10 protein-coding genes are annotated in these 14,787 nt (G+C 36.3%); 7 read left to right on the forward strand and 3 right to left on the reverse strand.

Translation table 11 applies throughout. From position 1 onward, the window contains the following. The first annotated feature begins 109 nt into the window (after window positions 1–109). From pepN to BALOs_RS06150, 3 genes are all read left to right on the forward strand, one after another. Window positions 110–2,725 carry an aminopeptidase N gene (gene pepN, locus BALOs_RS06140; RefSeq protein ID WP_120404619.1) on the forward strand — a complete coding sequence of 872 codons (2,616 nt, stop codon included), beginning with the start codon at window positions 110–112 and terminating at the stop codon, window positions 2,723–2,725. Between the two features lie 12 nt (window positions 2,726–2,737). Beyond that, entirely contained in the window at window positions 2,738–3,523 is a 786-nt protein-coding gene (locus BALOs_RS06145; RefSeq protein ID WP_114706294.1) for a nitroreductase family protein, read from the forward strand. 76 nt (window positions 3,524–3,599) lie between these two features. Beyond that, window positions 3,600–4,112, forward strand: a complete 513-nt coding sequence (locus BALOs_RS06150) for a hypothetical protein (protein ID WP_114706293.1) — start codon at window positions 3,600–3,602, stop codon at window positions 4,110–4,112. On the opposite strand, the gene BALOs_RS06155 is transcribed toward BALOs_RS06150, so the two are convergent. The 3 genes from BALOs_RS06155 to fbaA form a co-directional block, all read right to left on the reverse strand. Continuing rightward, window positions 4,099–4,869: a TSUP family transporter gene (locus BALOs_RS06155; protein WP_114706292.1), complete on the reverse strand. Its 771-nt coding sequence runs from the start codon at window positions 4,867–4,869 to the stop codon at window positions 4,099–4,101. The two genes, BALOs_RS06150 and BALOs_RS06155, sit on opposite strands and share 14 nt — an antisense overlap. 19 nt (window positions 4,870–4,888) lie before the next feature. Next, a complete protein-coding gene (locus tag BALOs_RS06160) occupies window positions 4,889–5,818 on the reverse strand; it encodes a TIGR01777 family oxidoreductase (protein ID WP_114706291.1) in 930 nt (309 codons plus the stop codon). Window positions 5,819–5,913: 95 nt separating this feature from the next. Beyond that, window positions 5,914–6,939 carry a class II fructose-bisphosphate aldolase gene (gene fbaA / locus BALOs_RS06165; RefSeq protein WP_114706290.1) on the reverse strand — a complete coding sequence of 342 codons (1,026 nt, stop codon included), beginning with the start codon at window positions 6,937–6,939 and terminating at the stop codon, window positions 5,914–5,916. A 55-nt stretch (window positions 6,940–6,994) separates the two neighbouring features. Between fbaA and adeD the strand changes: the two genes are divergently transcribed. The 4 genes from adeD to BALOs_RS06185 all read left to right on the forward strand — a co-directional run bounded on the left by adeD (window position 6,995) and on the right by BALOs_RS06185 (window position 14,762). Beyond that, the gene (adeD, locus tag BALOs_RS06170) at window positions 6,995–8,755 is read left to right on the forward strand and encodes an adenine deaminase (RefSeq protein ID WP_120404620.1); all 1,761 of its coding nucleotides are present in this window, start codon (window positions 6,995–6,997) and stop codon (window positions 8,753–8,755) included. After that, window positions 8,745–9,248: a hypothetical protein gene (locus BALOs_RS06175; protein ID WP_162929576.1), complete on the forward strand. Its 504-nt coding sequence runs from the start codon at window positions 8,745–8,747 to the stop codon at window positions 9,246–9,248. The genes adeD and BALOs_RS06175 overlap by 11 nt, the downstream gene beginning before the upstream one ends. A gap of 134 nt (window positions 9,249–9,382) precedes the next feature. Then, window positions 9,383–11,434: a thiamine pyrophosphate-dependent enzyme gene (locus BALOs_RS06180; protein WP_120404622.1), complete on the forward strand. Its 2,052-nt coding sequence runs from the start codon at window positions 9,383–9,385 to the stop codon at window positions 11,432–11,434. A gap of 184 nt (window positions 11,435–11,618) precedes the next feature. Continuing rightward, window positions 11,619–14,762 (forward strand): hypothetical protein, encoded by a 3,144-nt coding sequence (locus BALOs_RS06185; RefSeq protein WP_120404623.1) that lies wholly within the window; start codon window positions 11,619–11,621, stop codon window positions 14,760–14,762. Window positions 14,763–14,787 lie beyond the last annotated feature (25 nt).

Below are 14,787 nucleotides of genomic sequence, written 5' to 3' on the forward strand. Positions count from 1 at the left end.
ATCAAAGTTTTCATTCAGTTCAAATTGTGGCAAATTCTAGAAATAAATGCCTTATAATGAGCAAAATCGTTATTTTAGATACTTATAGATAGTTAAAAAGGACGTACGTATGAAAACAGAAACTCCAGTAGTCAAGTATTTGGCCGACTACAAGGCCCCAACTCATAAAATTGAAACAGTGGACCTTGAATTTCATCTCGATGATACACAAACTCAGGTTTTTTCAAAAATGAAAATCACACCAGTTAATGGAAATACTCTTGAATTAAATGGTGAAGAGTTAAAGCTTAAAAGCGTAAAAGTTAATGGAGAAGAGTTTACAAATTATAAGGAAGAAAACGAGATTCTAACTCTTACTGGTCTTCCTAGCGAAGCTTTCACTTTAGAGATTCATAATGAAATTAACCCTAAAGCAAACACTGCTCTTGATGGCCTTTATAAGTCAGGTGGGATGTTTTGTTCACAAAATGAACCAGAAGGCTTTAGAAGAATAACTTACTTTATCGATCGTCCAGATAACTTAAGTGTTTTTACGACAAAGATCATTGCAGATAAGAAAGACTATCCATTTCTTCTTTCAAATGGAAACTTAATTGAAAGTGGAGATCTTGAAGATGGAAAGCATTTTGCTGTATGGAATGATCCATTTGCAAAGCCTGCTTATCTATATGCTCTTGTGGCAGGAGATCTTGCTGTTATTGAAGATACATTCAAAACAAAGTCTGGACGTGACGTTAAGCTTCAGGTTTTCGTTGATAAAGGTAATGAAGAAAAGTCACATCATGCAATGGAGTCACTTAAGAAGTCGATGAAATGGGATGAAGAAAGATTTAGACTTGAATACGACCTTGATATTTATATGATCGTCGCTGTTGATTCATTCAATATGGGGGCGATGGAAAATAAAGGTCTTAATATTTTTAATTCTGCTTATGTACTTGCTTCAAAAGAAACTGCTGAAGATAGAAACTTCTTTGGTATTGAGTCAGTTGTTGGTCATGAGTATTTTCACAATTGGACTGGAAACCGTGTAACTTGTCGTGACTGGTTCCAGTTAACACTTAAAGAAGGTCTAACAGTATTCAGAGATCAAGAATTCTCTGCCGATCTAAATTCAAGATCAGTATGTCGTATTAATGATGTGAGAAACCTAAAGGCCGCTCAATTTCCTGAAGATGCAGGTCCTCAATCACACCCAATTCAGCCAAAGTCATATATCGAAATGAATAACTTCTATACAATGACGATTTATGAAAAAGGTGCTGAAGTAATTCGTATGTACCATACACTTCTAGGTGAAGAAGGCTTCCAAAGAGGGATGGATAAGTACTTTGAGCTTTATGATGGACAGGCCGTAACAACGGCAGACTTCACTCATGCTATGAGTGTTGCCAATGATAATTATGACTTCTCACAATTTAGAAGATGGTATGATCAAGCGGGAACACCTGTTTTAGATATAACAACTAAATATGATGAAGCAGCTAAAGAATTTACTTTAACAGTTAATCAATCGACTCCTGCAACTCCTGGGCAGCCAACGAAAGAGCCTTTTCATATGCCTTTCTTACTAGGACTTCTTGATAGTGCTGGAAATGATATGACATTAGCTTTAAAGAACCGTGATGATCAAAATGATCTCGATCGTGGACTCCTTCATATAAAAGCGGATACTGAAACATTTGTATTTGCCAATGTTAATGAAAGACCAGTTGCTTCACTAAATAGAAATTTTAGTGCGCCAGTTGTTCTTCGCTCTGACTTAACTGATGAGGACTTCGTTTTCTTAATGGCAAATGATAATGATGACTTTAACCGTTATGAAGCTGGACAAGCTCTTGCCTTAAAGAATATTCACGCCATGCTAAAAGATGAAAATCATCAAGTTGATGAATTATTCATTAAAGCATGGGGATCGATTCTAAATGATAATAATATTGATGAAGAATTTAAGGCAGTTTGTCTTTCTCTTCCATCGATGATTGATGTTGCTGCAACAATTGATATTCCAAATTACCGTGCAATCCATGAAGCAAAAGATAAGCTATTTAAGCTTCTTGCTAATACTTACAAATTAGAATTAGCTTCAATTTATAATGATCTTAGTACAGAGAGACCATTTAAAGTTGATGCTAAGGCGATGGGAGAGAGAAAGCTAAGAGGATTTGCTCTAGCGTGTCTTTCAACAGTTGAAGAGCATAAAGAGCTTGCTCGTGAATGCTTCAAGTACGCAACGAATATGACAGATATGATGAACTCATTAAGTGTTATGGTTAATGAAAACTTACCAGGTTGTCAGGAATCATTAAAAGAGTTCTATGATAAGTTCAAAGACCAAACTCTTGTTATGCAAAAGTGGCTTAGTGTGCAAGCTTCATCTTGTGATGATACTACTTTTGATAAGGTTCAAGAGCTAATGAAAGACGAAGTCTTTGATATGAATGTTCCAAATCTTGTTTCAGCCCTAATTGGTTCATTTGCACGTAATAAAGTTCAATTTAACCATGAAAGTGGACGAGGGATGAAATTTATTGCTGAAATGATTAGAAAGGTTGATGCAATTAACCCACAATCTGCTTCAAGACTTGCTGGTGCATTTAATGATTACCGTAAGATGCCTGCTGATCTTAAAGAGATAGCAAAGGCCGAACTTACTGCTATTGTTGAAAGTGATAAAACATCTAAGAATGTTTACGAAAAATTATCTAAAACATTAAATTCATAAAGGATATTAGACGTGAGTGATGACATTTTTACAGAGAAACTTGAGTTGAATTACACAGAGGTTGCTCCTGAGATCAACTTTGAGGAATTTGAAAAGGTTATCACTTCACGTCGAAGTGTCCGTGTTTTTGGTGATGAAGAAGTTCCTGATGAAGTTGTTCAAAAGGCAATCGAACATGGACTGCTGGCACCAAACTCATCAAACTTACAACCATGGGAATTCCATTGGGTTAAAAGTGACGATACGAGAAGTCGTTTAGCAAAGTTTTGTTTTGGACAAAATGGAGCTAAGACGGCCAAACACTTAATTGTCTGTGTGGCAAAGACTGATACTTGGAGAAAGAATTCAAAACGAATGATTTCTTCGTTAGAAGAAGTAAATAAAAAGAAAGGGTTGGAAGTACCAAAGGCAGTAAAGGCCTACTATAGTAAGGTCACTCCGATGGCCTATGGTTATATGGGACCTTTTGGAATCTTATCTCCTTTTAAATGGCTCTTCTTCAATACAATTGGTCTTTTTCAAGTGATCTTTCGCGAGCCAATGTTTCCATCCGAGCTTAAAACTTGGGCCCATAAAACAACAGCATTAGCTTGTGAAAATATTATGCTCTCTGTAAGAGCTCAGGGATATGACACTCTTCCGATGGAAGGCTTTGATGCTAAGAGAGCAAAGAAGTTACTAGGTCTAGGATGTCATGATCATATTACGATGATCTTGGGCGTTGGGAAGAGATCTGAAAATGGCGTATATGGGCCACAATTTCGATTCCCTAAGGAAGAGTTCATTAAGAAACACTAATGTAAGAATTGGTTGTTTGTTTCTTACACAGATCTTTATTAAAATAGTAATTCAATTATAGAAAAAGGATTTTCTTATGAAGTACTTATTATGCTTATTAATTTCTATTAATATTTTTGCATTAACTCCAAATGATCTAATGGGGTGTTTTGAAACAATTAAAATTAATGATTCATCTATCTCGTATGGGCCAGATTACGAACGTAATTTATCAACCTTCGAGGACTTTGGGACTTCTTATACTTACCGTAATATTCAGTCTAATCGTGCAGAGCAGATTAATGTTTTCACTTTCTTTCAAGGTGTTAGAGATGAAGTCTATTATTCCTACTCACCAATGGTATTTTTTAAGAACTTAGGAAAGTATGAGTCAGGTGAGGCCAGTCTTTCTTATGAAATTGATGAAGATATCTATATGAGAGATTCAAGAACTTATGCCTATAAGAAAGTGGATCATCGTATGAGCTTTTTTATAGAAAAAAGAGGTGATTTCTACGAGGGGAGCGTTGAGTTGATTTCTCATATCAGAAATATTGACCGCGGATTCTCTTTTATTTTAAAGAAAGTTACTTGTCCTACATCATACTAATGTCATAAATGGATTTTACTAATAGGCCAACGAGGACGACATTAAATGCTGTTGTTACCGTTGTCCTATTTTCTTTAAGTACCTGGTTTGATCCAAGGTAGTTTCCAATTAAACCGGCCGGAAGTGCAATGGCCACAACTTTCCACATGATTACTCCTTTTATAAGAAAGGTTATAAAGGCCGCAACATTACTTGTGTAATTAATAAACGCAGCATGTGGTGAAGCTTTTAAAATATCAAAATGAAGAAAGAACATCATGGAGATAATGAGAAACGTTCCTGTTCCAGGGCCAAAGAAGCCATCGTAGCCACCAATCATTAAGCCGATTATCGATGATCTGATGATTACTTGAGTTTTTTCAAGTTTACTTGGGTCCACAAGTCCACGTCTTCCTTTCAAATACTTCATGATGAAAATAAAAGGTATAACGAGGATTAATATGTAGACCATATGCTTTGAATCTAGAATAGAACTTAGTCGTGCACCTATTAAGGAAGCAATGAATGCTGCTATCGTAGGGGGAAGAATAAACTTAAAGTCGATTTTCTTATTCTTTATATAGCGAAAAATTGATAAGGACTTTGAACAACATGAAACACATTTATTAGTTCCAAGAATAAAAGGTGCGGGAACTCCTGCTGCAAGGTATGTCGGTATTGTTATAAGCCCACCACCTCCGGCCATGGAATCAATGAAGCCTGCAAAGAGTATAAATATAAATATTCCAATTCCTTGAATTAGAGAGATATCTTCCATTAAGGCATTATGCCTTATTTTAGATACGATTGCGAAGAGTATCTCTTAATGCCGCCTCAAGAAAATTAAATGAGTATTCAAAGCCACAGTCCTTTGTTTCTTCACATGAAACCTTTTGGCTATCTAGTAAGACATGTGACATTTCACCAAATATTGTTTTCGCAGCAATCTCCGGTAATGGAATGAAAGTTGGCCGATGAAGAACACGTCCAAGAGTTTCCGTGAAGTCAATATTCTCTATTGGATTTGGTGCAACACCGTGAATAATATCTTTTTCCGTTTCATGTTCAACCAAGAATCGATATAGGTCTGCGAGATCCCTAATATGAATCCAGCTCATATACTGATGGCCGTCACCAATTCTTCCAGCAACTCCCATCTTAAAAGCAGGAAGCATCTTTGCTAGTGCACCTCCTTCACTTGAGAGGACGACACCAACTCGAATAATTTTCACACTAATACCAAGCTTTGAAACTTTTTTTGCGGCCGCTTCCCAGTCACGACAAACTTGTCCCAAGAAGTCATCACTTGCATCACTATCTGTTTTAAGTTCCTCATCTGCTCGGTCACCATATATTCCAATGGCCGAAGTACTAATGAGTTTATTGGGAAGAGGAAGACCTCTGGATTGCAGCTGCTTTAATTTTTCATAAAGAAGGTTTGTCGCATTAATTCTTGAATTATAAATGCGATCCTTCTTCTCTGTCGTCCACCTACCATCTGCAATATTTTCACCGGCCAAATTAATAATTGCATTAACACCCATGAGTGCGGCCATATCCATTTGACCTTTTTCAACATCCCACTCAAAGTATTTCACTTTAGGAGTGCTTGTTCTTCCTTCTAGGTTGCGAGTTAAAATACGTACCTCATCATAACCATGCTCTAAGAATGAGTTTGTTAGAAATGAGCCAATAAAGCCTGTACCACCTGTTATTAATACTTTCATGGCGTCAGTATAGAAAGAGAATGTGATAATTTTGTCGAGAAACTATGAGTAGGCACTAGGATTTAATTGTACCTACTCATTTATGAACATTTTAATTATAGAATGATTGATTTTCCATCGGACTTAAGGTCTCGACAAGCTTGTGAAATACGTTCAGTCATTGCATTTTCTGCTTTCTTCATCCAAGCGCGAGGATCGTACTTCTTCTTGTTTCCAACTTCACCTTCGATCTTAAGCATTTCATCGTAATTCTTGAACATGTGATCCACAACTGGACGAGAATAGGCATATTGAGTATCGGTATCGATATTCATTTTAATAACTCCATACCCAAGTGTTTCGTGAATTTCAGAAAGTTCACTTCCTGAACCACCGTGGAAAACAAGCCAATTTTCAGCATCTGCTCCTAATTCTTTTGCAACTGCTGCTTGTCCTTCTTTTAATACTTCTGGACGAAGCTTAACATTTCCTGGCTTATAAACTCCGTGTACGTTTCCAAAAGTGGCAGCATACATAAATTTACCAAGAGGGCGAAGTGCTTTTGTTACCTCAACCATCTCTTCTGGAGTTGTGTATAATTTATCAGCTGGTGCATCTTCGTTATTAACACCATCTTCTTCACCACCTACAACACCTGTTTCAATCTCAAGAATGATTTCACTCTTAGCACATCTCTCTAAAAGCTTCTTACTCATTTCGATATTTTCATTTGTTGGTAGGACTGATCCATCAAACATATGAGAATGGAATAGGTTAGGCTGGCCTTGAGCTCTTCTCTTTTCTGTTTCTTCAATTAGTGGGATTAGGAAGCTATCAACTTTTTCTGGATGACAGTGGTCAGTGTGAAGAGCAATGAGCACATCGTATTTAGCTGCAACAAGGTGAACGTGTTGCGCAAGAGAGATGGCGCCAAGGACTTCATCATTTAGACCTTGTCCAGATGCAAACTTCCCTCCACCAGTTGAGACTTGAATGATTCCATCTGATTTCATATCGGCAAAGGCCTTGATTGCTGCATTTGCAGTTGACGTTGAAGTGACGTTAATGGCCGGATATGCGTATCCGCCTTTTTTTGCGCTATCTAACATGTCGCAATATTGTTCGTAAGTAGCTATTGGCATCCAGTGCTCCTTTTAGTTATAGTAAGTGAGTTCAAAAACATTATAGAGGTCAAAGATGTCACTTGCAAATAAGGAAACACAAAAATTATCACCTAAAGAGTTAAGAGAGGTCTTAAAGACTGCTCGCGGCGATGGTGAAATTGATTTACTTATTAAAAATGTAAAAATCCTTGATCTCGTCAATGGTGAAGTGGTTGAGAGCTCAATTGCTATCTCTGGTAAAACGATTGCTGGAATTGGTAAGGAATACGACGATCAACCAGCAAAACGTATTTATGATGCCCAGGGTGCGACAGCGGTTCCTGGCTTTATTGACGGACACCTTCATGTTGAATCTTCAATGATGCATCCATTTGAATTTGAAAGACTAACGCTGCCTCTTGGAACAACAACGGCCATTTGTGATCCACATGAAATTACAAATGTAATGGGAGATCGTGGGTTTTCTTGGTTTTTAAGATGTAGTGAATTAATGGATCAAAATCTATTTGTTCAGGTTAGTTCGTGTATTCCTGCACTACCTGGGTTTGAAACAAATGGCGGGCAATTTGATATTATTGATATGAAGAAATACAAGGAGCATCCTCGTGTTCTTGGCCTTGCTGAAATGATGAATTTTCCTGGGGTCATTAATGGTGTAGAAGGTGTGCTTGAAAAAGTCGAAGAATTTGCAGAGTTAAATCTTGATGGGCACTCACCAATGCTTCGTGGAAAACAGCTTAATGCCTATATCGCAGCAGGGATTCAAAATTGTCACGAGACTATTTTTGCAGATGAAGCAAAAGAGAAGCTTCAAAAGGGAATGGGACTAATCATTCGTGAAGGCTCTGTTGCAAAGAATTTAAAAACTCTTGCTCCTGTTGTAAATGAGTTCAACTCTTGTCAGTGCCTTCTTTGTACTGATGATCGCAATCCATATGAAATATTCAATGAAGGTCATATCAATTATATGATTAAGAAGATGATTAATGAGCTTGGTACACCTACTCATATTGCTTATAGGCTATCAAGCTTTTCAGCAGCAAAACATTTTGGATTAAAGAAGCTAGGCTTAATTGCTCCTGGCAAACAAGCAGATATTGTTCTTGTTGGAAAACTTGAAGATGTCGATGTGAAAGAAGTTTTCAAAAAAGGTGAGCTTGTAAGTGAGTTAGATCTTCCATCTAAAGTTATGGATAAACTTAATAAGTCTGAGCCTCCAAAAGAGAATACAATCAAACGAAGCTTCTTAGCACCGACAGATTTTAATTATGATTTAAGTGCTGGAACTTATAATGTGATGGAAATTGTAAAAGATGAAATCATCACTAATCACTTAAAAGTTAAGTATGATGGTGAAGAATTTGCTGAAGATGATATTTCATATATCACTGTGATTGAGAGATACGGTCAAAAAAGAAAACCAAGCCTTGGTTTAGTAAAGGGGATGGGGCTTACGAGAGGGGCCATTGCTTCAAGTGTTGCTCATGACTCTCACAATATTGTCGTCATCGGAAAGACTCCACAGGATATTGCAACTGCGGCAAACGAAATTATCGAAAATGCCGGTGGTTTCTGTGTCGTTGATAAGGGGAGAGTAACAGCATCTCTATCTCTACCTATTGCTGGACTTCTTAGTTTAGAGTCAGCTGAAACAATTAATGAAGGAATTATTCAATTAAAAGAAGCCTGTAAGGAAATTGAAGTAGCAGTAAATGAACCATTTATTCAAATGGCCTTCCTTGCACTACCTGTAATTCCAACTTTAAAAATAACAGATATGGGATTAGTTGATGTAACGAAGTTTGAGTTCATCGATCTTAAATGTGAAGATTAAAAAGTTATTAGATTATATTCCTGGTTGGTTATTCCTAACTATTATTGTTGGTATTACCGTCATATTTCTTGATCCTATCATGGCCCTTTTAGAAAAGCGGGTAGTTCAAGTTGAGGCAAATAAGCTTCGCTCTGATGCAAAAACTATATGTTTTCGTGACGATTTTCCCCAAGGACGTCAATTACAAGCTTGTCGTGATGGAAGTTTCTATGCTCAAAAAGACAATGACATTGAGCTTCATCAAACATATCTAAAACGTTTGTGTGACCTTGATGACCCTCGATCGTGTTATGAGTATGCGAGCAAAAATTTTTCAAAAATAACAAGCGCTGATTATCAAGTACTCTTAGAAAAGGCCTGTCGAAATGGTGCTGGAGGGATTATGCTGGCATGTGGAAAGCTTGCTCCACTCATTGAAGACACCTCACCAGAATTTGCTAAAAAGTATCTCGAATATGCCTGTGCGGCAGGTCATAAAAAGTTCTGTAAGTAGCTCTTTATTCACGCTTTATGCGTTGCGTTTTACCTTGTTATACCTGTCCCATATTTGCTTCCCAAATTTAGTAAATTATGGTTAAATTCCGTCTCACTCAAGATTTATAACTAAATGAAAATACGAGGTTTGAAATGGCAAATGTTCTTAAGCCTAAGAAGAAGTACACTTGGAAAAATACAGATAAGGCCACACTAAAGCAGTGGTATGAACTACTGACACTTGGACGCATGTTAGATAACCGTGCACCAAACTATCTTAAACAAGCAATTGGTTGGTCTTACCACGCACCATATGCTGGACATGATGGAATTCAACTAGCTATCGGTCAAACATTTGAGCTTGGTAAGGATCATTTATACCCATACTACCGTGATATGATGACAGCATTTTCAGCTGGTCTAACTACTGAAGAAATTCTTTTAAATGGTATTTCAAAAGCAACTGACCTTGCTTCTGGTGGACGTCACATGTCTAACCACTTTGCAAAGCCTGAGTGGAATATTCATAATGTTTCTTCATGTACAGGTAACCACACACTTCACGCTGTAGGTACTGCAAGAGCATTTAATCGTTATAAGCACGATGGTGTTGTTTATTCTTCACAAGGTGAGTCTTCAGTTTCTGAAGGTTATTGTTATGAAGCGATCAACGGTGCATCTCGCGAGAAGCTTCCTGTAGTATTCGTATTCCAAGATAATGGATACGGTATTTCAGTTCCAAAATGTGATCAAACAGCTAACGAATACGTTGCAGATAACTTCACAGGTTTCCTAAACCTTTCAATCATCCATTGTGATGGGAAAGATATTTTTGATTCAATGAATGCAATGGCAACAGCTAGAGAAATTGCAGCTACTCAACAAGAGCCTGTAATTGTTCACGCTCGTTGTGTTCGTATTCACTCTCACTCTAACTCTGATAAGCACGAGTTATATCGTTCAGAAGAAGAAAGAGCAGAAGCAGCAGCACAAGATCCGCTAGTTGCATTTAGAAAAGAGCTTATTGCAAAGAAGATCTTTACTGAAGCAGAGCTTGATGAAATGGATGCTGTTGCAAAAGCTGAACTTCTTGAAGCACACAAGAAAGCAATGAAAGCTCCAAATCCAACTCCAGAGTCAATCTATGATTTCGTACTTCCTGAACCACACGTTCCAACGAAGTATGTTGATGGAACTCATAACGAGTCAGGTGAAGAGATGAAGTTCATTGATGCAATTAATGGACAACTAAAGAAAGAATTTAGAAACAACCCTGACACTTATATTTGGGGACAAGATATGGCCAACAAAGACAAGGGTGGTATCTTCAATGTTTCTAAAGGAATGCAACAAGAATTCGGTAAAGAGCGTGTATTTAATGGCCCAATCGCTGAAGACTATATCCTAGGAACGGCAAACGGTTTTTCTCGCTATAATAAAGATATCCGCGTTGTTGTTGAAGGTGCAGAATTCGCTGATTATTTCTGGCCAGCAATGGAGCAATACGTAGAGTGTTCTCATGACTACTGGAGATCAAACGGTGCCTTTGCTCCAAATATTCTCATCAGGTTAGCTTCTGGTGGATATATCGGTGGTGGTCTTTACCACTCTCAAAACTTAGAAGGTAACCTTGCAGGTATCCCTGGTGTACGTATCGTATGCCCAGCATTTGCTGACGATGCTGCTGGTCTTTTAAGAACTGCAATGAGAAGTGAAGGTCCAACGCTATATCTAGAGCCAAAAGCTCTATATAACGCAAAACAAGCTATGACTGTTGTACCAGAGGACTTTGAAGTTCCATTTGGTAAGTGTCGTGTAAGACGTGAGGGGACAGATCTTTCACTAATTACATATGGAAATACTGTTCATCACTGTCTTGAAGCAGCTGAGAAATTATCTGAACAAGGTTACAGCGTAGAAGTTGTAGACCTTAGATCAATTGCTCCACTAGATGAAGAGGGAATTCTTGCTTCAATTAAGAAAACAAATAGAGCACTTGTTGTTCACGAAGATAAGGTCTTTGGTGGATTTGGTGGTGAAGTTGCGGCCATGATTAACGATAAAGGATTTGAGCTTCTTGATGCTCCAGTTCAACGTGTTGGTTCGACTTTCACTCCAGTTGGTTTCAATAGAATCCTTGAAAAAGCAATCCTTCCAAACACTGATCGTGTTGTAGAAACGGCCCTAAAAGTATTAAATTACTAAGCATTCGCAAAATTTAGATATTGCAAAGGCCTACATAATGTAGGCCTTTTTTGTAGGTAAGTATCAGATATTACGTAAGATTTTTGTACAATTTGATGTAAAACTTTCAATTATATAGAATTTATTGGATACGGGTTCCTCATTAATGTACATTTTCATATATACAAATATTTTTGAGGCTACTTTGAAGATTATATCTATCATTGCTATTTTATTATTAATTTCTTGCGGAGATAAGAATACTTATCAAGTTAATGAAGTTTCAACTATCTCAAATGATAATGAGAATACACAAAGTAGTGAAGATAATAATCGTTCATCTCAAGATGATGTCCAGCTTAGTACGTCAGTCTTAGCTCCTTCTGCAATACCTTTTATTGGTAAGAGATTTAGTATTAAAAATACTTCAGACTTGAAATACGTCGATTTTAGTTATCAAAGAGTCTCTGATACAAGTCAATTTAATAATATTGAATTTAAAGAAGGTCCAAGATACGCAAAGCTTAATGGTATAAAACTTGTCATTAATGAAGGTAATAGACTTTATACTTATTTGGCCAATAATCTTGATATTAAAATTCTTGAAATTAATGCTGAAGAAGTTGTCATTAATTCTAAAATTTGGCTTCCTTCGACAAATGTTACAATTAATGCAAAAAAACTTATCATAGGCCCTCTTGGTTCTCTTTCAACAACACCAACATTTCTCCCAGATAATGCTAACAGCTTTGAAGATGGTAGAAAGGGATTAAAAGCAGGTGATATCAAGTTAAATATTTCTAAGCTCGATATTAGGGGACATGAAAGAGTTATCTTTAATTTAGTTGGTGGAAAAGGCCAAGATGCTGGCCCTGGTAAAGATGGGAGAAATGGATCAATCCCTGGTCTTAACGATTTAGGAGATGGTGTTGTTTATAAGCAATACGCAACACAGATCGTTGAAGATATTAATCCTCGAAATCCAAATCGATTTTTTACGATACCTGTAAGTGTAAGAGTGGATAAAGAGATTGGTAAAAAGCAATGGCCACAAGATGGTGGAGATGCTGTATCAGGTGGAAGGCCTGGTATTGGTGGAGATGGAGGGAATCTATTAAGCAGTATCTCAATTGAATCAAAGTATTTTACAAGTGTTGGTGGGAAATCAGGTAAGCGAGCTCCTGACTATAAAGGTGGTGCTGCTGGACTTCCTAATCCTGCAATTCATGAATACTGGGTGAGTGGTAAACTTAGACAGCGTGAGATTAAAGAGTTTAGGCCAGGAAAAGATATTGATTCACCAAATGCCAAAAGAGAGTTTGGAAATGATGGCCGTTATAAATTATTAGAAACTACCTTAGGTGATCACTGGCTAACAAATGGATATCTTGCTAATGCAATAAAGTATGGTAAGGATTTATTTCTTGGAAATCATGTTGTTCAAGCACACTCTTACTTCTTAAAACTATCACAGTTTTGCACTGATTTTACATCAAAGGACGTGGTACGAACTAATCATTGTCTTTCGATTTTATCAAATCTTCAAAACCTCAATCTTGGTAATAACTATTTTGGTAATCCTTTAAATAATGTACCTCTAATTAGCCTAGAGACATCAACCTCTATCTATAAAAATGAGTTATTAAATGCTTTAGAGGTAATTTATTTTGCGACTTTAAGTAAGAGTAAGAAGCTTGACACCAAAGATAAAGTACGAATCTTATCAAACTTACAGGATTCAATATATAAGGAACTTGAAAAGAGTAATAATCAAATTCCAAAACTTCTGTGGCAAATACCAGATGTTAATACGTTGATTGATGAGTTAAGAAGAGACGAAAAAGTCTTTACTGCTGAACTGCTCAGAGTTCAAGCTATTATTGAACAAAGAGCGAGAGATAATATAATAGATAGAAGAAGAAAAGCGAAGTTGTCTAAAGTTTTAAAATCAATTGCAACTGTAGCTTCAGTTATCCCTGTTGGAAAACCTGCATTGGGAGCCTCCGTAGAGGCGTTGACGAGTTTTATTGATAAAGGGATTGATTCTAATAGTCTCAGCGATACTATTAAAAATGTAAGTGGCCTTTATAAAGCTGTAAAAAAGATCGAACCAACAATTGCTAAGTCTAAAGAAGATTGGAACAATGGATTTCAAAAAATTAGATATAGTGTACTTCGTGATAAATTAGATGAAGAAAATAAGAGAGAGGAAAGAAATAAGATATTAAAAACATATATGAAAGATATTACTAAGTTCGCTTATCCTATCGTTGAAAATACTCTTGCAGAAATTAATTCATATCGAAAAATCTCTTATCCAAAAGATGAAGTAGAAAAGGAAATCTTACGTCTTCAGCAAACTGATCCGATGTTTAATGAGTTAACCCTATTATTAAAAAATATTCTCGAAAATAGAAAAAGTGCAGCTCAAAAAGTACGCCAAATAAATTCAAGAGTATCTAAAATAATGTCAGATATTAATGAAGGCTTTAATAAAATTGCTAACATTTCCAATGAAAAGTTTCTCTTATTGGAGCGAAATACTTTTTTACTCGGTCAGGACTTTGAAAGTATTATTGATGATGCTAAATATCGAATCCTTTTTTATAACTACAATCTGTATAGTTCGTATCAATATCGTTTATTCAATAATGAAGAAGTTGGCTTTTACGAGTCTCTGAGTTCTATTATTGAAATAATGGAAAATGATATATTGATGAATGATGGCAATGAGAGTTCTGATTTAATGACCTACTATAGGTTAAATCAGGATAATCTCTCAAAAATATTTTTCAAATCAATTAATTCATTACGAAGCGAAGAGTTAATTAATGATTCAACTACTATCCATCTCAATGAAGCTCAGATTAGAGAATTAAACAAAGGTAATGAGATCTTTCTTAATCTGTATTCAATAAAAGACCATTTCTCAGGGCAAGAAAATTTAAAGATTCGTGATGTAAAAATTGATACAGACTTCAATGATTCTTATAGCGATCAATCCATTTCTAAGTTTCTCTTAACTATAGAACATGGCAATGATCATATTATAGAAAAAAACGGAATTACATATAAGCTCGGACAAGAAAGAACTTATGAATGGGGAGTTAGTGTTGATACTGTTTCAGGACATCACAGTGTCCTTGAGCCATCAAAGTTAAATTATTCTTTTCTTGAAAGATTAATTGGTGAAGATTTATCTGAAAATGAGGCATCTCAATTCTATGCAAGACCTTCACTTTTAGGAGAGTATAAAGTTAAGTTTATCAATAAATCGTATCCTAAGACACAAATAGACTTAAAAGAAGTTAGTATTAAAATTGACTATGATTATATGAAAAAGAATTAGTATAATGAAAGGCCCATTAAATGGG

Origin of the sequence: Halobacteriovorax sp. BALOs_7, assembly GCF_003612895.1 — a bacterium.
GTDB classification, from domain to species: Bacteria; Bdellovibrionota; Bacteriovoracia; order Bacteriovoracales; family Bacteriovoracaceae; genus Halobacteriovorax_A; species Halobacteriovorax_A vibrionivorans.

What these genes read in the sequence shown, in the direction of transcription:
- pepN (WP_120404619.1), top strand. Translation starts at nt 110, where the DNA reads ATGAAAACAGAAACTCCAGTAGTCAAGTATTTGGCCGACTACAAGGCC.
- BALOs_RS06150 (WP_114706293.1), top strand. Translation starts at nt 3,600, where the DNA reads ATGAAGTACTTATTATGCTTATTAATTTCTATTAATATTTTTGCATTA.
- BALOs_RS06155 (WP_114706292.1), bottom strand. Translation starts at nt 4,869, where the DNA reads ATGGAAGATATCTCTCTAATTCAAGGAATTGGAATATTTATATTTATA.
- BALOs_RS06160 (WP_114706291.1), bottom strand. Translation starts at nt 5,818, where the DNA reads ATGAAAGTATTAATAACAGGTGGTACAGGCTTTATTGGCTCATTTCTA.
- fbaA (WP_114706290.1), bottom strand. Translation starts at nt 6,939, where the DNA reads ATGCCAATAGCTACTTACGAACAATATTGCGACATGTTAGATAGCGCA.
- adeD (WP_120404620.1), top strand. Translation starts at nt 6,995, where the DNA reads ATGTCACTTGCAAATAAGGAAACACAAAAATTATCACCTAAAGAGTTA.
- BALOs_RS06180 (WP_120404622.1), top strand. Translation starts at nt 9,383, where the DNA reads ATGGCAAATGTTCTTAAGCCTAAGAAGAAGTACACTTGGAAAAATACA.